The organism is Candidatus Thiosymbion oneisti, from assembly GCF_004359955.1.
Taxonomy (GTDB): Bacteria; Pseudomonadota; Gammaproteobacteria; order Chromatiales; family Chromatiaceae; genus Thiosymbion; species Thiosymbion oneisti.
In genome coordinates this window covers 65,745-82,255 of sequence record NZ_SMSC01000021.1, presented here as the reverse complement: position 1 = coordinate 82,255, position 16,511 = coordinate 65,745, and the positions used below count along the sequence as shown (strand labels likewise).

15 protein-coding genes are annotated in these 16,511 nt (G+C 61.8%); 9 read left to right on the top strand and 6 right to left on the bottom strand.

Annotated elements, in window-relative coordinates; all coding sequences use genetic code 11:
• Positions 1 to 174 precede the first annotated feature (174 nt).
• Positions 175 to 1,035 carry a phosphatase PAP2 family protein gene (locus tag E1958_RS13360; RefSeq protein ID WP_133512310.1) on the top strand — a complete coding sequence of 287 codons (861 nt, stop codon included), beginning with the start codon at positions 175 to 177 and terminating at the stop codon, positions 1,033 to 1,035.
• Between the two features lie 311 nt (positions 1,036 to 1,346).
• Here the strand turns inward: E1958_RS13360 and E1958_RS13355 are convergent, their stop codons facing one another.
• A complete protein-coding gene (locus E1958_RS13355; RefSeq protein WP_133512309.1) occupies positions 1,347 to 2,663 on the bottom strand; it encodes a TRZ/ATZ family hydrolase in 1,317 nt (438 codons plus the stop codon).
• A gap of 834 nt (positions 2,664 to 3,497) precedes the next feature.
• Between E1958_RS13355 and purM the strand changes: the two genes are divergently transcribed.
• Positions 3,498 to 4,568 (top strand): phosphoribosylformylglycinamidine cyclo-ligase, encoded by a 1,071-nt coding sequence (gene purM / locus E1958_RS13350; protein ID WP_133512308.1) that lies wholly within the window; start codon positions 3,498 to 3,500, stop codon positions 4,566 to 4,568.
• A gap of 196 nt (positions 4,569 to 4,764) precedes the next feature.
• Positions 4,765 to 5,538 carry a phosphoribosylglycinamide formyltransferase gene (gene purN / locus E1958_RS13345; protein WP_133512307.1) on the top strand — a complete coding sequence of 258 codons (774 nt, stop codon included), beginning with the start codon at positions 4,765 to 4,767 and terminating at the stop codon, positions 5,536 to 5,538.
• Here purN and E1958_RS13340 read toward each other — a convergent pair.
• From E1958_RS13340 to trxA, 5 genes are all read right to left on the bottom strand, one after another.
• Positions 5,522 to 5,788: a DUF6489 family protein gene (locus E1958_RS13340; protein WP_133512306.1), complete on the bottom strand. Its 267-nt coding sequence runs from the start codon at positions 5,786 to 5,788 to the stop codon at positions 5,522 to 5,524. The two genes, purN and E1958_RS13340, sit on opposite strands and share 17 nt — an antisense overlap.
• A gap of 453 nt (positions 5,789 to 6,241) precedes the next feature.
• A complete protein-coding gene (locus E1958_RS13335; protein ID WP_133512305.1) occupies positions 6,242 to 6,706 on the bottom strand; it encodes a hypothetical protein in 465 nt (154 codons plus the stop codon).
• Positions 6,703 to 9,702 (bottom strand): 1,4-alpha-glucan branching protein GlgB, encoded by a 3,000-nt coding sequence (glgB, locus tag E1958_RS13330; protein ID WP_208108598.1) that lies wholly within the window; start codon positions 9,700 to 9,702, stop codon positions 6,703 to 6,705. The genes E1958_RS13335 and glgB overlap by 4 nt, the downstream gene beginning before the upstream one ends.
• Before the next feature lie 241 nt (positions 9,703 to 9,943).
• Positions 9,944 to 10,459 carry a DUF1249 domain-containing protein gene (locus E1958_RS13325; RefSeq protein ID WP_133512304.1) on the bottom strand — a complete coding sequence of 172 codons (516 nt, stop codon included), beginning with the start codon at positions 10,457 to 10,459 and terminating at the stop codon, positions 9,944 to 9,946.
• A gap of 15 nt (positions 10,460 to 10,474) precedes the next feature.
• The gene (gene trxA, locus E1958_RS13320) at positions 10,475 to 10,846 is read right to left on the bottom strand and encodes a thioredoxin (RefSeq protein WP_133512303.1); all 372 of its coding nucleotides are present in this window, start codon (positions 10,844 to 10,846) and stop codon (positions 10,475 to 10,477) included.
• Positions 10,847 to 11,427: 581 nt separating this feature from the next.
• Between trxA and E1958_RS13315 the strand changes: the two genes are divergently transcribed.
• The 6 genes from E1958_RS13315 (at position 11,428) to E1958_RS13290 (ending at position 16,363) form a co-directional block, all read left to right on the top strand.
• Positions 11,428 to 11,766, top strand: a complete 339-nt coding sequence (locus E1958_RS13315; protein ID WP_133512302.1) for a DUF2782 domain-containing protein — start codon at positions 11,428 to 11,430, stop codon at positions 11,764 to 11,766.
• Between the two features lie 323 nt (positions 11,767 to 12,089).
• Positions 12,090 to 12,668 carry a TRAP transporter small permease subunit gene (locus E1958_RS13310; protein ID WP_133512301.1) on the top strand — a complete coding sequence of 193 codons (579 nt, stop codon included), beginning with the start codon at positions 12,090 to 12,092 and terminating at the stop codon, positions 12,666 to 12,668.
• The gene (locus E1958_RS13305) at positions 12,661 to 14,043 is read left to right on the top strand and encodes a TRAP transporter large permease (RefSeq protein ID WP_133512300.1); all 1,383 of its coding nucleotides are present in this window, start codon (positions 12,661 to 12,663) and stop codon (positions 14,041 to 14,043) included. The genes E1958_RS13310 and E1958_RS13305 overlap by 8 nt, the downstream gene beginning before the upstream one ends.
• 421 nt (positions 14,044 to 14,464) lie before the next feature.
• Positions 14,465 to 14,707, top strand: coding sequence for an AbrB/MazE/SpoVT family DNA-binding domain-containing protein (locus E1958_RS13300; RefSeq protein ID WP_133512299.1), 243 nt, complete (start codon positions 14,465 to 14,467; stop codon positions 14,705 to 14,707).
• 3 nt (positions 14,708 to 14,710) lie between these two features.
• Entirely contained in the window at positions 14,711 to 15,049 is a 339-nt protein-coding gene (gene mazF, locus E1958_RS13295) for an endoribonuclease MazF (RefSeq protein WP_089730137.1), read from the top strand.
• 396 nt (positions 15,050 to 15,445) lie between these two features.
• Positions 15,446 to 16,363, top strand: a complete 918-nt coding sequence (locus E1958_RS13290) for a hypothetical protein (RefSeq protein WP_133512298.1) — start codon at positions 15,446 to 15,448, stop codon at positions 16,361 to 16,363.
• Positions 16,364 to 16,511: the final 148 nt, after the last annotated feature.

Below are 16,511 nucleotides of genomic sequence, written 5' to 3'. Positions count from 1 at the left end.
TCACTGCTTAAATTTGCGTTTATTTGCGTTCATTTGCGGCAAAGAATAAGGGGCTTAAGGCACATAAAGCGAATCGATGGCCTGGTATGAAACGACTGAAATTTACAGTTTCCCAACTGAAAATCAATAAAATCAGGGTATTAGTTTCCAGGCAGCCTGTAAGGGAGCGGCGGCATGGCGGCTGAGGGCCTGCTCCCCTTTCTCGGACGCGACCTGCGTGAAGGCTTGGCGGCGGGTTTTCGACGCACCCCGGCGATCCTTCCCGAGGGTGGCCTATGGCTGGTCCGGTGGGCGACGATCAGCCTGCTCGTCGGCCTGATCCTGTTCCTGGCCTGCGGCTATCACGGCGGCTTTTCCCGGCTCAACACCCTGGCGGCCGAGCTTCCCGCACCGCTTTGGCAGTGGCTCACGGTGCTCGGCGACGAACGCGTCGCCTTTGCCCTGACCTTGTTCTTCACCCGCCGCTGCCCGCGCGTCTTCTGGACCCTCATCAGCGCCGCCCTCTTCGCCATCGCCTTTACCCATTCCCTCAAACCCCTGTTTTCCACCCTGCGACCGCCGGCGGTATTGGAGGCAGGGGTCTTCAACCTCATCGGCCCTGGTCTGCGCGAGCACAGTTTTCCCTCCGGGCACACAGTGACGGCGGCGACCTTCTTCGGCGTCTGGGTCTACACCGTCCGCGCCCGCTGGCTGCGGGCATTCCTGATCCTGCTGGCCGTTGCCGCCGGCCTCAGCCGGGTAGCGGTCGGCGTGCATTGGCCGGTGGATGTGGCGGTAGGACTGGCGGGTGGGGCAATGGCCGCCCGGTTGGGGGTATCCCTGGCGGCCCGGAGTGAAAGGCTCGGATCGGAGCCCATCGTCCATTTGGCGCTGGTGACCCTGGCCGCCGGGATGGCCGTTTCGCTGTTTCTATGGGACGGCGGCTACCCCGGGGCCGCAACTATGCAACAGCTGCTTGCCGTCGCCGCCCTGGGTTTTGCGGTCTACGCCTATCTGATCGATCCGATACTGCGCTGGTCGACGTTGAGAAACTAAAGCTACCGGGTCGTTTTCCCCATGCTCAATTTTGATAAGGACTTGGTATTCGTCCGCGGAACGGCCAGGGTTGGATCGAGCCTGTAGGATGCGGTGAGGCCTACCGAACCATTGATGCGGTTCGCCGCCGGGCGCGGGACGCGCCCGGTGGCTCACTACATCCTACGGGCTGTGGAGCAGTCCGGGTCGGATTGAGCGTGGGAATAAGGCATTTTTTATCCGCAGATTTTCGCAGATTAGTTCGTTTTTCATCTGCGGAAATCTGCGTAATCTGCGGATTAAATAAGTCAGATCCCACTAGCAACTTTTATTCACTGTGATGCGGCAATCCGTGCCCCCCATACCCGCGCCTCGTCCAGGATGGCCGCCGGGTCCAGGGTCGTGGGCTCGCCGTCGCGGATCAGGTGCCGGCCGGCCACCCAGACCTGTTGGACTTGGTCGCGTCCGGCTGCGTAGACGACCTGGGAGACCGGATTGTAGACGGGTTGGGTATCCGGGTCCCGTAGGTCGAGGGCTACCATGTCTGCGGATTTGCCGGTCTCGAGGGAGCCGGTCTCGGCGTCGATGCCGAGGGCCCGGGCCCCGTTCAAGGTCGCCATCCGCAGGGCAGTATAGGCGGGCAACGCCGCCGGGGAATCGGCCACGCCCTTGCCCAACAGGGCCGCGGTCCGGAGCTCGCCCATCATATCCAGGTCGTTGTTGCTGGCCGCCCCGTCGGTCCCCAGGGCGACATTCACGCCTGCGGCAAGGAGCCGGGCCGCCGGACAGAAGCCGGCGGCAAGCTTCAGATTCGACTCCGGGCAGTGGACCACATGGGCGTTAGCGTGGGCGACGGCCGCGATCTCCGCGGCCTCGAGTTGGGTCATGTGCACCGCCACCAGATTCGGTCCCAAGAGGCCCAGGCGCTCCAGCCGGGCCAGGGGCCGCTCGCCGTGGTCGCGCAGGGATTGGACGACCTCGTCGTGGGTCTCGTGCAAATGGATGTGTACTGGCACGTCCAACTCGTTGGACAGGGTACGGATGCGCTCGAAGGGGCCGTCGGACACCGAGTAGGGGGCATGGGGGGCGAAGGCGGTGCAGATCAGGGCATGGTCGCGGTAACGGTCGTGGAGCGCCAGGCCCTTGCGTAGGTACTCCTCCGGTGTCTCGGCGAAGCGGGTGGGAAAGTCCACCAGGATCATGCCGGCGACGGCCCGCATACCGATGTCGGCCGCGGCCTTGGCGGTGACCTCGGCAAAAAAGTACATATCGTTGAAGCAGATGGTGCCGCTCTTGAGCATCTCCAGGGCGGCGAGCCGGGTCCCGGCACGGACGAACTCAGGCTCCGCCCACCGCTGCTCCGCCGGCCAGATATGCTGGTTGAGCCAGGTCATCAGCGGCAGGTCGTCTGCCAATCCCCGCAGCAGGACCATGGGGGAGTGGGTGTGGGCGTTGATGAGCCCCGGGATCAGGACATGGCCCGGAAGCTCGATCTCCTGTGCGGCCCGGATGTGGGCGCGGGCCTCCGCGGTCGGCAGCAGGGCCCGGATGCGTCCCCCGCTAACCGCCAGGCTGTGATCCGTGAGGATGCTTGCGGCGGCGTCGACGGGGACGATCCATTGGGGGTGGAGGAGAAGCTCTGCTTGCATGGGAGAGATTTCCCTGGAGAGTAGTCGGCCAATCGGGTCACGATAGGCGCAAATCAGCGGTAAGGATACCTCCCTGGGAACCGCAAGTCCCCTTATTGTCGGTCCGGCAATGCCATCGTTCGGTATCAGCGCTGTCCGGCATTGTTGGGTGCTGCCCGAGAAGGCGTCGTGTTGCGTTACGCCGCGTTTGAACCGTGCCTGTCCGGGCACGGTCCTGGGTTATTTGGCGTTGGTTGTGGGAAAAGATCCCTCCTGCGTCGGGACAAACCTGACGTGTTGGGTTACGGCGCGTTCGGCCTTGTCGCTGTACTTCGGGATCGGACAGCGCGCCTAACCCAACCTACATTTAACGCGAGGTCCGCGCAGGCAGGCTGCGCGGGGGGGGGGGCATGTGGGTGTAGGTTGCGTTAAGACGCCGGCACTGACGCCACCCCAGATGCACGAGCCTTGGTGCGTCGAACGCAACAGGTCAAACCCTGTCCCGACGCAGGAGGGATCTTTCTTGTCCCGTCGCAGGAGGGATCTTTTCCCTCCGGACAACGCCAAATCATTCAGGATCGCTACTCTGACGTCCGGATTGTTTTGACCTCCTCCTTATCCTGAACTAAGCTTCTTTCCACGCTTAAAAATTGATGACCTATCGACAGCAAATCCCGACGCTCCAGCGTCGACAAGCGACCAGGTAAGCCGGCACAAGCCAACCCATGTTGGCCCAGAGGGGTAGAGTCCGCTGGAGCGGACAAGACGGCGTTCCCACGCCGGAGCGTGGGAACGAGCGCGGGACGATGGCCCATTAAAAATTTACCACTATCTGTGCTGAAATGAGGTACGAGGGTGCAACCGGGTCCCGACGGTAACCATATAGTCTCCCTCAGCTACCGCGACGCCGGGGTCGATATCGACGCGGGCAATGCCTTGGTGGAGCGCATCAAGCCTCTGGCCGCCGCGACCTTCCGGCCCGGGGTCGTCACCGGCCTCGGGGGATTCGGGGCCCTGTTTGAATTGCCTCCGGGCCGCTACCGCCGACCAGTGCTGGTCTCAGGGACCGACGGCGTAGGGACCAAGCTCAAGCTGGCCCTGGCGCTCGGCCGCCATGACACGCTGGGCATCGACCTGGTCGCCATGTGCGCCAATGATATCCTGGTCGCCGGGGCCGAGCCTCTGTTCTTCCTCGACTACTATGCTACCGGCCGTCTGGATCTGGAGGTTGCTACCTCGGTGGTGGCAGGCATCGCCAGGGGGTGCGAGCTCGCCGGCTGTGCCCTGGGCGGCGGCGAGACGGCGGAGATGCCGGGCATGTACGCCCAGGGAGACTATGATCTGGCCGGGTTCTGCGTCGGCATCGTGGAAAAAGACCAACTCCTGACCCCCGAGCGGGTGCGGCCGGGAGATGTCTTGATCGGGCTGGCCTCCTCCGGGGCCCACGCCAATGGTTACTCCCTGATCCGAAAGGTCATCGAGATATCGGGGGCGGATCTCACCGCGCCCCTGGGCGCTTCCACTCTCGGTGAGCTGCTGCTCGCCCCGACCCGGATCTATGTCAAACCCCTGCTCAACCTGATCAGGGAGCTACCGGTCCACGGCATGGCCCACATCACCGGCGGCGGTCTTCCCGAGAACCTGCCCCGCATGCTGCCCCAGGGGGTGCGGGCATGCATCGATCCGGATTCCTGGCAACGCCCGGCGGTGTTCGACTGGATACAGTCCCAGGGCGCCGTAACCACACCGGAGATGCTGCGCACCTTCAACTGTGGGGTAGGTATGGTCGTCTGCACCCCTGCTGCGGACGCCCGACGCGCCTGCGATCTGCTCACCCGAGCCGGAGAGCAGGCTTGGCCCATCGGTCGGATCGAGACCGCGGAAGGGACCCCGGAAGTGGTCTTCACGGGAGGGGATAGCGAGTGACGGCGCTCACCCTTGCGTTGTATTACTTCGCCTTGTATCATCCAGATATTCAGGTACAAAATATTGCGTACTGGTAGCCTACAAACCACAAGATCTTGTGTTTTCATCGCGACGAGCAATTGCTCACTCTATTGCGAGAAGCCGTAACACAGCGATCGGGTGCGAGAGGTTAGGTGTCGCAAAGGAATATTCGAACATGAAAAATATACCAATACAGGTAGTGGTACTCATCTCCGGCAGCGGCAGCAATCTGCAGGCCCTCATCGACGGAACCCAGGCGGACTTGCCCATCCAGATCCGTGCCGTGATCAGCAATGAGCCGGATGCCTTCGGCCTGGAGCGCGCCCACCGGGCCGGCATCGAGACGCGGGTCCTGAACCACCGGGACTATCCGAGCCGGAAAGACTACGACGACGCCCTGGGCGCTTTGATCGATAAATTCGAGCCGGGTCTGATCGTCCTGGCGGGTTTCATGCGCATCCTTACCCGGGAGTTCGTAGACCGCTTTCGAGGGCGTATGCTCAACATCCACCCCTCCCTGCTCCCCAAATTCCGGGGCCTCCACACCCACCAACGCGCCCTGGAAGCCGGCGAGACCGTCCATGGGGCCAGCGTGCACTTCGTCACCGAAGCGCTGGACGGCGGTCCGGTGGTGTTACAGGCCAGGGTGCCCGTGGAGCCGGGAGACGATCCGGAAAAGCTCGCCGCGCGGGTGCTGAGCCAAGAACACCGCATCTATCCCCAGACGGTGCGTTGGTTCGCCGAAGGCTGGTTACAGGTAGACGAAGACGACAGACTATGGTTCGGCCGCCAACTCCTATCACAACCCTTACGGTTGGATGCAGCCGGCCGACCCCGGCTCGACGGTCGGGCTCTACCACCACCCAATGACGACCCGGCAGACCCCTTGCCCTCCTGGTCATCAGTACCAGTGAGCCAGCCAGCTGCCGTCGCTACTTCTCATTCCTAGCGCCGCTAGCCTCCGTGGTCCCTGTACTCTTGCCGGCGACGGAAATCATCTTCTGCACCAAATCCCAGGACGCCAGGGTGCCGGTAAGATAGGGCTGCAAGAGCTTGAGGGGATCGTACTCATCGACCCCCTCGACCATGCGTTTGCGCAGCTTATCCAGCATCTCGCGCTGAATCGGCTCTACATCCGGTAGGCCCAACAGCCGGCGCAGCTCCTCGGGACTCATGTCAATATCGAGCTTGATGTTCATGGTGGACTCTTAGGGGCTGTCTGGTTAAAACGAACCCTAAACCTCGTGTTGCCTTACGCCGCGTTCGGCGCCGTGCTTATCCGGGCGCGGTTCTGGATTATTTGGCGTTGGTTGTGGGAAAAGATCCCTCCCGCGTCGGGACAAACCTGACGTGTTGGGTTACGGCGCGTTCGGTCCTATCGCTGTGCTTTGGGATCAGACAGCGCGCCTAACCCAACCTACACTTAACGCGAGGTCCGCGCGGGTCGGCAGCGCGGAGGGTCATGTGAGTGTAGGTTGCGTTAAGACGCCAACACTGACCTGACAGATGATCAGCGAGCCTTTGGGCGTCGAACGCAACACGTCGCCCCTCCCAACAACGTCAAATAATTCAGGATTGCTTTTAACCAGACAGCCTCTTAGGTTACAAGACGTGCCGGGAACCCCGGATCTTGTGCGCCCCGCAAGTGCGGCTCAATGGCGGCTGAAGCGGGGCGGCACCGACTCCGAAGGCGCCGGCTCGTCCACTACGAGACCTTTGTGGACCCGCCGCCCCACGAGCAGACAGGCCCGCTCGAACGCCTGCTCCGCCTCCCCGGCGTGCCACGCCCATTCCATCGGCGACACCGAGGCCGGGATCTGCCAGTGACCGATGGTCAGCACATTGGCGATGCGGATCTCCAGGGTCCAGTCGTGCCAAACCATCTTCGGATCCTCGTCCTCGTAGAACTCCTGCTCGGCGAGCCGAATATAGTTACCTGCCGTATCGTCCATGGACAGCACGCTGGCAACCACCAGCTTCTCATCGATACAGCTCGACCAGCCGGTGTGAACGGTCGAGGCGGTCGCCATCAAGGCATGGATGAGCAGGGCGGGGGTCAGCTCCAAGCGCAGCGAACTGCTCCAATCCGGCTCCGTTGCGTCCTGTTCTTCGGTCATCTGGCACTCATTTTATTCGTGACAGCGTCCCGCTGAAATTTGAGCACCACCGTGGCATAGGGGGGAAGGGTGAGACAGATGGAGTACTCACGGCCGTGGATCCCATGCCGTTCCGTCCTCGCGCCGCCCTCGCTGCCCCAATTACCGCCACCATAGACCTCGGCGTCGGTGTTCAACACCTCTCGATAGTAGCCCTCCTCGGGCACCCCGATCCGGTAGTTGGGCCGCACCACCGGGGTAAAATGGGTCACCGCGATCACGAACTCGCTCCGGTCTTTGGCGTAACGGGCGCAGGAAAGGATGCTGCAATCCTCGTCATTGGTATCGATCCATTCAAAACCGCTCGCTTCGGCATCCAGCTCGTGCAATGCCGGGGTCTCGCGCACCAGCTGGTTGAAATCGCGAATGAGCCGCTGCACCCCCAGGTGCATCGGATCCTGAAGTAGATGCCAGTCCAGGCTGATGGTGCTGTTCCATTCCCGGTTCTGGGCGAACTCCGTGCCCATGAACATGAGTTTCTTCCCCGGCATGGCGTAGGTCAGACCCAGCCAGGCCCGTAAGGTGGCGAACTGCTGCCAGCGGTCCCCCGGAATCTTGTTGATCATGGCGCCCTGACCGATGGAGACATGGTCGTGGGAGATCGGCAGTACGAACTGTTCGTCGAAGGCGAAATTGAGGGGATTGATCAGCTCATAGTGATAATACTTCCGGTGTACGGGGTGACGACCCAGATAACGCAGGGTGTCGTAGGCCCACGCGGAGTTCCAACGGAGGCTGAAACCCAGACCCCCGGCTTTCACGGCGCCGGTGATCCCCTTGCGCAGGGACGAATCCTCGGCAATCATCAAGACGTCGGGATACTTGTCACCGACCAGCGTGGTCAACCGACGGATGAAAGCGAGGGCCTCCAGACTCTCGTTGCCACCGTCTTTGTTGGGTACCCATTGGCCTTCGCCGCGCCCATAGTCGAGGTAGAGCAGCTTGGCGAGGCTATCGATTTTCAGTCCGTCCAGATGGAATTGGTCGAGCCAGTACAGGGCATTGGCGAGCAGGTAGTTGACCACCGTCGGGCTGCCGAGGTTGTAGAGGGGCATATCCCAATCCGGGTCCCGGCGATGGTGAGGGTCGGCGTCCTCGTAGAGTGCGGTCCCGTCGAACCGGGCCAGTCCCTGGGGCTCGCTCGACAGGAAATTGGGCACCCAGTCGACGACGACGCCGATGCCGGCACGGTGGCAGGTATCGACCAGATACCGGAAGTCATCCGGGCTGCCGTAGCGGCTGGTGGGGGCGAACAAGGCCGAGGGCAAAAAGCCTACGGTATCATCGAACGTATGCTCGCTGACCGGCAGCAAGGCGATGTGCGTAAAGCCGAGATCGGTGACGTATTCCACCAACTCGTCCGCCAGCTCGCGATAGCTGAGCCAGCGGTGGTCCTCTTCCGGCTTTCTGCGCCATGAACCCGGATGGACCTCATAGAAGGTCAAGGGCGTCTCTCGACCTTGTTTTTGCCTTCTCCGCTCGAGCCAGGCGCCATCGCGCCAGCGGTAGGTTCCCAGCTCCCGGACCAGCGAAGCGGAGCCGGGAGGACGCTCGGCACCCAGGGCATAGGGATCGGATTTGAGTACCGAATCGGCACCCGGCGCGGCCTTGATTTCGTATTTGTAGAGATCGCCGCTGGCCGCACCCGGAATGAAGATCTCCCACACCCCACATTCGTGGCGCAGGCGCATACCGTGCCGGCGCCCGTCCCACCCGTTGAAATCGCCCACTACGGCCACGCGAGCGGCATGTGGCGCCCAAACCGCAAAGGCGACCCCTGCGACGCCTTCGACCTCGGTGGGATGCGCGCCCAAAATCCGGTAGCTCGACCAGTGGGTGCCTTCACTCAGTGCGCGCGCGTCGGCATCACTGAGCACGGGTGGGAAGCGATAGGGGTCTTCGATCGCTTGCTCGCCTTCGGGGGTCCTTACTCGCAGCCGATAGGGAAAAGGCCCTCCCCGCCCCTGGATCGTGCCGACGAACAGGCCTTCGTCATGGACCTGTTGCAGGGCCGCCACCGCCTTGCCGGTGGCAATGTCCAGGACTTCCACGGCGCTTGCCTCGGGCACGAAAACCCGCACCGTCACCGCCCCCGGGGTCGTGGCCGCATGCATCCCGAGGAAGGCGAACGGATCCGCATGCTCCGCGTTGAGCAGGGCCTCCACATCCCGGGTGTCCACCACGGGCGGGGGCAACCCCTCGGCCCCGATACCACCGATGGGCCCCTTGGGCTCTTGCGGAAGATCGGCGGTTCTTCGGGGCGGCGCCGGCTTCTTTTTTGCTGCAACCGGTTTGCGCGGCGGCTGGGGCTGGACCGGATGATCCCGGACGGCCGCCTTGGCGATCGCCTGGGCCGCGGAGACATGTGGCGCACCCTTGCCGGTCCGGGCTTGAGCGGCGTCCTTATCGGTTGCGGCCTGCTTCATGACCGCCATGGCATCGATCGCGGAATGGACGGTCGGGCCGTCGGAGCTGCCGGCAGCATCGGGGCCAACGGTCTGCTCGCGAGGCGGGGGCTGGACCAATGCGTTGGGCACCACCGGCTTTGCCTTGGCGTCGGCGGTCACCGCCGAATCGGCAGCCGAAGCCGGCTGTGCCTGGGTGCCTGGAGGTGTCTTTGCGGCAGGCCCCGGCTTCGCGGCGTCCGCACGAGCGGCCCTTGTCTTCTTCGAGCCTTTGCCGGCGGTCGATCCGGCGGCTGAAGCCGACTGTGCCTGAGTACCTGGAGGCGTCTTTGCGGCAGACTCCGGCTTCGAGGCGTCCGCACGAGTGGCCCTTGTCTTCTTCGAGCCTTTGCCGGCGGTCGATCCGGCAGCCGAAGCCGACTGTGCCTGGGTGCCTGGAGGCGTCTTTGCGGCAGGCTCCGGCTTCGAGGTATCCGCACGAGCAGTCGTTGTTTTCTGCGATTCCTTACCGGTGGTTGGTTGGGTGGTCGGTGCTGATTTCTTGGCGGTCATCTGGTCGGTTCCCTTCCATATACATGACGTTACTGACATATGGGAGTCTGTCGAGCTGGGTATCCATGCGATCCCGCGTCGGAAGGGCTCCCGGCAGCAGGTTCAGGCGGTATCACAATCAGGCGGTCTGCGGACCCATTCCGCATTATACTGACCTCCCCCGCTGCGGAGTACAAGCCCGTCCTCGAGTCCAGCTACCAGCCACTAGTCTGGTTGCGTCCTTGCCCTGGAGATATACGGGCTAAAGCAGGATCGGAGCCAATGCCTTGGCTGCCGGGTTGACGGGCGCCTCCGGTTCGGTGGAGAACCGGTACCCCCGCGCGAGACAGAAGGCCAACCATCTGGACAAGAACAGGTTGACCTTCCATTTGGCCTCCAGGGCGGGATACGGGTAATGCGTGTGAACCGGCAGCGCCGTCTGGCGCAGACCCAAGACCTCCACCTGACCGGCGTCATGATAGGCGCGCAGCAGGGTATCCGGATCGGGATCTGGGGTCCTATGGAGCTTGCCGTCGTGGTGTGGAAAGTAATAGGTAAGCCGCAGCAATGTCGTGTAGGGTGCCTGCTCCAGGACTTCCAGGAAAAGGTCCTGATCCCGGCCGACGACCGAACACGCCTCACCTTGGAGCCCACGCAGATCGGGGACCAACCGCAGCAAGGCGCGGTAGTTCTCCTCGCACAGGTCCATCAGATTACCGACCGTCGGGCGCCCCGACCCGATAAGAACCGTTTTCCAGGGGTACCGGGGCGCCTGCATGGTGCAACATGGACGTCAGGCGATCGCCTGCGCTTGGGCTGCGACCTGCCTACGCACCTCGGCCATGTCGAGCCCCTTTGCCTGCTCCAGGAGCTGGCGGAACGCGGCTTCGGGAAGCGCCCCCGGCTGGGCAAAGACGATAACCTGCTCGCGGAAGATCATCAGGGTAGGGATGGAGCGGATCTGGAAGTGGGCGGCAATCTCCTGCTCCTCTTCCGTGTTGATCTTGGCGAACAGGATATCGTCATGATCTTCCGAGACCTTGTCGTACACGGGGGCGAACGAACGGCAGGGTGCACACCAAGACGCCCAGAAATCCACGATCACGAAATCCTTGTCTTTGATTGTCTGCTCGAAGTTGTCTTTGCTCAGCTCTACGACGGCCATTGGCTCCACCCGATTGGAAGAAATGAGATCCGATACTACCAGAATCTCCTTCGCACCGCAGTTTACCCGGATCATCGGCAGTGGCTCAGTTTGAAAATTTTATGCTTGGCCGCTCACTTTCCGGCCCATTTAACGCCACGACGCAATGGCGCCAAGACGCAAAGTTTCTTTGTTCTTTCTTTGCGTCTTGGCGTCCTTGCGTCATTGCGTTTTTTCACAATTTCCGTTTTTTCGCGAACTGAGCCACTACCGGATCATCCGACGCAGATGCTCCTTGGCTAACTCTCTGGGGGGTAGTGGTTAATATTTAAATGATTTGTTGGGCACACCGCCGTCCAAAGATGCGGTTCGCTGCCTACCTGCCCCGTCCATGGGGCGGTAGGCAGGCGCTCACCACATCCTACCGGCTTTGCCCAACCTATGAGCTTCGCCCCTCTCCCACCGAGGGTGTCACAAAAGGCACCGATCTTCTTCGGGAGGCTTGATGGACGTTCGCCCTGTAGGTTCGGTTTTTCGATGGGCAATCCCCTCCCCTTTCCATTAACATACCTTCTTCCAAGCCGACCGGGACCGCACGCCAGATGAAACGATTGATCCTTACCGCCGCCTCCATTGCTACCGCCGCGTTGCCGGCGGCGGTCCACAGCGGAACCGAGCCCAAGGCCTACCCGGAGCCGCCCGAGCTACCGCCTCCGGCCTATCAAGGCGAGACGGTGGAGCCCCAGGTCACCATCATCGAGACCGGGCAGGACACCATCTACGAGTATCGGGTGCGCGGTCGGCTCTATATGGTAAAGGTGCAGCCCCAGATCGGCCCCCCCTACTATCTCCTGGACACCACGGGGGACGGCCAACTCGATGCCCGCAGGGATCGGGTGTGGAACAATGCGTTACCCCAGTGGGTGTTGTTCAGCTGGTAGGTCGGGCAAATCCCGTAGGATGCGGTGAGCGCGGGAGATCCTTCAGGATGGCACTGCCGGGTGGCGCGAACCGCATCGATGGTGCGGTGAGCGCGGTAGGTCTTACAGGATGGCATCCCGAGGAGGCACGAACCGCATCGATGATGTGGTGAACGGTTGAAGGCGGGATGCGCTACGCTTTCCCGCCCTACGGGTTACGTGCAAAATATGCAGAAACGGGATCCTAGGGTCGGACGTGGGCACCGCCACAGCGGCGCATCTTTACCCAACCCAGAATATGTCCCGTCTGACTCCCCGGCGCACGCTTATCAACGAGACCGCCGATGAGACTTAAGCGCGTGTCGCCCCCAGGGAACGGTGTCACCCTGCGCTCCCTGGTTGCCGCCCTGGAAGCGGTCGCCGACCGGACCGGGCGCCTCGTCTCCTGGCTTTCCTTCTTCATGGTGCTGATCGCCTTCCTGGTGGTGGTGCTGCGCTACGTCTTCGATCTGGGCTGGATCGCCATGCAGGAGTCGGTGACCTATATGCACGCCGCCCTGTTCACGCTCGGGGCGGCCTATACCTTGCGGCGTAACGGCCATGTGCGGGTGGATATCTTCTATCAGAAGTTGTCCCGGCGGGGACGCGCCTGGGTGGACCTCCTGGGTACGCTGCTGCTCCTGATACCGGTTTGTATCTTCATCGCCTGGGTCGGCTGGGACTATGTACGCAAGTCCTGGGAGGTCATGGAAGGCTCGCGGGAGGCGGGAGGCATTCCCGCCGTTTATCTGCTCAAGACCCTGATGATCGTCATGCCGGCCCTGGTGCTGATCCAGGGGTTGGCCTGGATTCTGCGTACCGGGTTCTTTTTGGCCGGTGTCCAGGGGATCCCCCCGCCGGACGAGGACGACGGCAATGCTTGAGCTCATGCCCCTGTTTCTGTTCCTGGGGGTGGGCTTGGTGCTCCTGGCCGGCTATCCGGTGGCCCTGTCCCTGGGCGGGACGGCGCTGGTCTTCGCCCTGGTGGGAGACTGGTTCGGTCTGTTCGATCCGGCCTTCATCGCCGCCCTTCCCAACCGGATCTACGGGGTCATGACCAACGAGACCCTGATCGCCGTGCCCCTGTTCGTATTCATGGGCGTGATGCTCGAACGCTCGCAGGTGGCGGAGAGCCTGTTGGACACCATGGCCATGTTGTTCGGACCCTTGCGCGGTGGTCTGGGGATCTCCGTGACCCTGGTGGGGATGCTGCTCGCGGCCAGCACCGGGATCGTGGGCGCTACCGTGGTGACCATGGGTCTGCTGTCCCTGCCCACCATGTTACGGCGCGGCTACAGCCCGGGGATCGCCGCGGGCACCATCTGCGCCTCCGGAACCCTGGGTCAGGTCATCCCGCCGTCCATCGTCCTGGTGCTCCTGGGTGACGTGCTCTCCGCTGCCTACCAGCAGGCCCAACTCGATATGGGACTGTTCGCACCGGAGACGGTATCGGTCGGGGACCTGTTCGTCGGCGCCCTCATCCCTGGACTGGTGTTGGTGCTGCTGTACCTGCTCTACCTGCTCGGGGTGGCCTGGCTGCGTCCTGAGGCCGTGCCGGCCATCCCCAAATCCGAGCGGACGATCGCGCCGGGCGTGCTGTGGCGACGGGTGCTCCTGGTGCTCCTGCCCCCTTTGCTGCTGATCGTGGCGGTGCTGGGCTCCATTCTCTGGGGCGTGGCTACGCCGACGGAGGCCGCCTCCGTGGGGGCGGTGGGGGCCATGCTGTTGGCCTGGTCGCGCCGCCGACTCGACCTCGGGACCCTGCGGGAGGTGATGGTTCAGACCACCAATGTCACCAGCATGGTCTTCCTCATCCTCATCGGCGCGGCCCTGTTCTCCCTGGTGTTCCGCGGTTTCGGGGGTGATGAGCTGGTGACCGAGCTCCTCAGCGGGCTGCCGGGCGGTACCCTAAGCGCCGTTGCCCTGGTGATGCTGGTGATGTTCCTGCTCGGGTTCATCCTCGACTTCATCGAGATCACCTTCGTGGTGGTCCCGATCGTGGGGCCGGTGCTGCTAGGAATGGGATTGGACCCGGTGTGGCTCGGGGTGATGATCGCCATCAACCTGCAGACCTCCTTCCTGACCCCGCCCTTCGGCTTCGCCCTGTTCTACCTGCGCGGGGTGGCACCGCCCCAGGTCAAGACCGGCCACATCTACCGCGGTGCCATTCCCTTTATCCTCATCCAATTGCTGATGTTGGGGGCACTGGCACTGTGGCCGCAGATCGCCACCTGGCTGCCGGGCCTGGTTTACAGCTGATATGAAGGTACGAAGTAGGGTGGGTTGTGCCCACCAATACGGCGCCTACCCGGTAGGCACAGCCCACCCCACGTCTTCCTTCTACCCGACCTGGGCCTTCTTCAGGGCCGCGGGCGGCAATGCGAAGGTGGACCGGATCAGGTCGTTGTCCAGGCCCACCAGCTGAGGTGGGGGCTTAATTTCGGTTCAAACTGTCCCGCGGCCAACCAACCGCAGATGGGGATGTTGGGCACGGGCCATCCTAAAGATGCGGTTCGCTGCTTGCCCGTGCGTCCCTGCACGCAGACAGGCGCTCACCGCATCCTACGAGCTACCCCCACCCGGACAGGGATGAGCCGGGCGCAGAGATTTTCGAGCCTCGTTGTAATGCCTCCCGAGGTCTTGTACAGTATCTACATCATAGATACTCGCAGGACTCACAATGCAGACACTCGTGAAAAAATGGGGTAACAGCGCCTCGGTGCGCATCCCCGCCACCGTGATGGAAGCCGCCGGCCTTTACCTGGACGACCCGGTAGATGTGCGCGCAGAAGACGGACACATCGTCATTGAGCCAATGCACCCACGTGAATACGATCTTGCGCAGCTGCTGGCCGGAATCACCTCGGACAACTTGCACGCCGAAGTCAGCACTGGCCCGGCGGTCGGTAACGAGGCGCTCTAACCGATGGCTCGCCGCTACCTGCCTGAGGCCGGCGACATTGCGTGGCTGGGCTTTGACCCGCAAGCAGGCCACGAACAGGCCGGGCACCGGCCCGCCCTGGTGCTCAGCCCGGCAACCTATAACGGTAAAACCGGTTTGATGCTCTGTTGTCCTATGACAACAAGGATCAAAGGCTATCCGTTCGAGGTGCTGATCGCCGGTAATCCCCCAAGTGTGGCGCTGGCCGATCAGGTGAAATCCCTCGATTGGGTTGCGCGCAAGGCGAGTCGCAAGGGACAGGCCGCTGCCTCCGAATTAGCCGAGGTCCGGGCAAAACTGATTGCCCTGATCGGAAAACCTTGATACCAATCGGGTAGTAGGCGAGGGTAATAGGTAAGTTTCAAGTGGGAATATCCGGCAGTCGATAGTCGTTCTGAATTTCTACCACTTGAAAATTTACCACTACCACTGAAGTATCCCCACAAACCAGCCTCTGGCTCCCACGCTCCAGCGTGGGAGCAAATCCAGACGCTCCAGCGTCATGAAACCTTGGCCGCTGGAGCGGCCACAACGGCATTCCCACGCTGGAGCGTGGGAACGAGCCATTAGGGCATCGTGACAGCTCATTCGCTCCATAACTCGTTGTTTTAGATTGCAATAATGTGGGGGTACCTCAGCCACTACCACATTTTTTATCCGCAAGTGATGAAATCGGATCGGTCAGGTGGGGTGGATTTCTGAAGATCGAGGTGAAAATCGATGCAAATTGCCAACCCCATCTACGATGTCGTATTCAAATATCTTATGCAGAATAACGAGATCGCCATCTTGATCCTCTCGACCATCCTGGATGAGGAGATCATGGCACTGGATTTTCTTCCCCAGGAAACCTCCATGGCGTTGGAAAATCGCTCGTTCACCGTATATCGGCTGGATTTTTCCGCCCGGATAAAAGCCCGGAACGGCGCTATCAAACAGGTCATCATCGAGATCCAAAAGGCCAAGTTCGCCGCCGATATCATGCGCTTTCGCCGTTATCTCGGGGAACAATACAAGCAAGGATTCACGCTCGAAGGAGACAGCAAGGTCCAAAAGGCTATCCCCATCATCAGCATCTATTTCCTGGGGTATCAACTCAAGCACGTGAAGGTGCCGGTCATCAAGGTGCTCAGAAACTACTATGACGCCGCCACCGGGCAAGCAATCTCCGCGCGGGAGGAATTCATCGAGAGCCTGACCCACGATAGCTTCGTGATTCAGATTCCCTACCTGGGGCCGGAATACAAAACGGCCGCGGAACGACTCTTGGCCGTTTTCGACCAACACCTGATAGTATCGGGTGACGAGCATATCCTGAATATTGATGAGGCTGCCTATCCGAAAGAATATCGACCGGTAATCCGCTGGTTGAATCGGGCCATCACCGAGCCGGAGATAAGACAGACCATGGACGTGGAGGATGAGATCCTGGCGGAGCTGGAGGATATGGAACGACAGATCGCGGGAATGGGCCAGGCCCTGGAGGAGAAGGACAAGACTCTGGAGGAGAAGGACAAAACTCTGGAGGAGAAGGACAAGGCCCTGGAGGAGAAGGACAGGGCCCTTAAGGAGAAGGACAGGGCACTGGAAGAAAAGGACAAACTGATTGCGGAGCTACGACAATTAGGTAGTGGGTAAGCTCAAAGTGGGGACCGAGCCGACAACTGACAGTGGTTGCCGGTTGCAGAGAGCCACTTGGATCTGAACGCGCCGTAACCCGACAGCCAAGGAAAACCACGAATCACGCGAACTTTCGCGGATCGATTCGCGTTGATTCGCGTTGATT

Bases quoted from the DNA above. Each gene is read 5' to 3' on its own strand.
- E1958_RS13290 (WP_133512298.1), top strand. From the start codon at position 15,446: ATGCAAATTGCCAACCCCATCTACGATGTCGTATTCAAATATCTTATG.
- E1958_RS13355 (WP_133512309.1), bottom strand. From the start codon at position 2,663: ATGCAAGCAGAGCTTCTCCTCCACCCCCAATGGATCGTCCCCGTCGAC.
- trxA (WP_133512303.1), bottom strand. From the start codon at position 10,846: ATGGCCGTCGTAGAGCTGAGCAAAGACAACTTCGAGCAGACAATCAAA.
- glgB (WP_208108598.1), bottom strand. From the start codon at position 9,702: ATGACCGCCAAGAAATCAGCACCGACCACCCAACCAACCACCGGTAAG.
- mazF (WP_089730137.1), top strand. From the start codon at position 14,711: ATGGCTCGCCGCTACCTGCCTGAGGCCGGCGACATTGCGTGGCTGGGC.
- E1958_RS13300 (WP_133512299.1), top strand. From the start codon at position 14,465: ATGCAGACACTCGTGAAAAAATGGGGTAACAGCGCCTCGGTGCGCATC.
- E1958_RS13340 (WP_133512306.1), bottom strand. From the start codon at position 5,788: ATGAACATCAAGCTCGATATTGACATGAGTCCCGAGGAGCTGCGCCGG.
- E1958_RS13305 (WP_133512300.1), top strand. From the start codon at position 12,661: ATGCTTGAGCTCATGCCCCTGTTTCTGTTCCTGGGGGTGGGCTTGGTG.
- purN (WP_133512307.1), top strand. From the start codon at position 4,765: ATGAAAAATATACCAATACAGGTAGTGGTACTCATCTCCGGCAGCGGC.
- E1958_RS13310 (WP_133512301.1), top strand. From the start codon at position 12,090: ATGAGACTTAAGCGCGTGTCGCCCCCAGGGAACGGTGTCACCCTGCGC.
- E1958_RS13360 (WP_133512310.1), top strand. From the start codon at position 175: ATGGCGGCTGAGGGCCTGCTCCCCTTTCTCGGACGCGACCTGCGTGAA.
- E1958_RS13325 (WP_133512304.1), bottom strand. From the start codon at position 10,459: ATGCAGGCGCCCCGGTACCCCTGGAAAACGGTTCTTATCGGGTCGGGG.
- E1958_RS13315 (WP_133512302.1), top strand. From the start codon at position 11,428: ATGAAACGATTGATCCTTACCGCCGCCTCCATTGCTACCGCCGCGTTG.
- E1958_RS13335 (WP_133512305.1), bottom strand. From the start codon at position 6,706: ATGACCGAAGAACAGGACGCAACGGAGCCGGATTGGAGCAGTTCGCTG.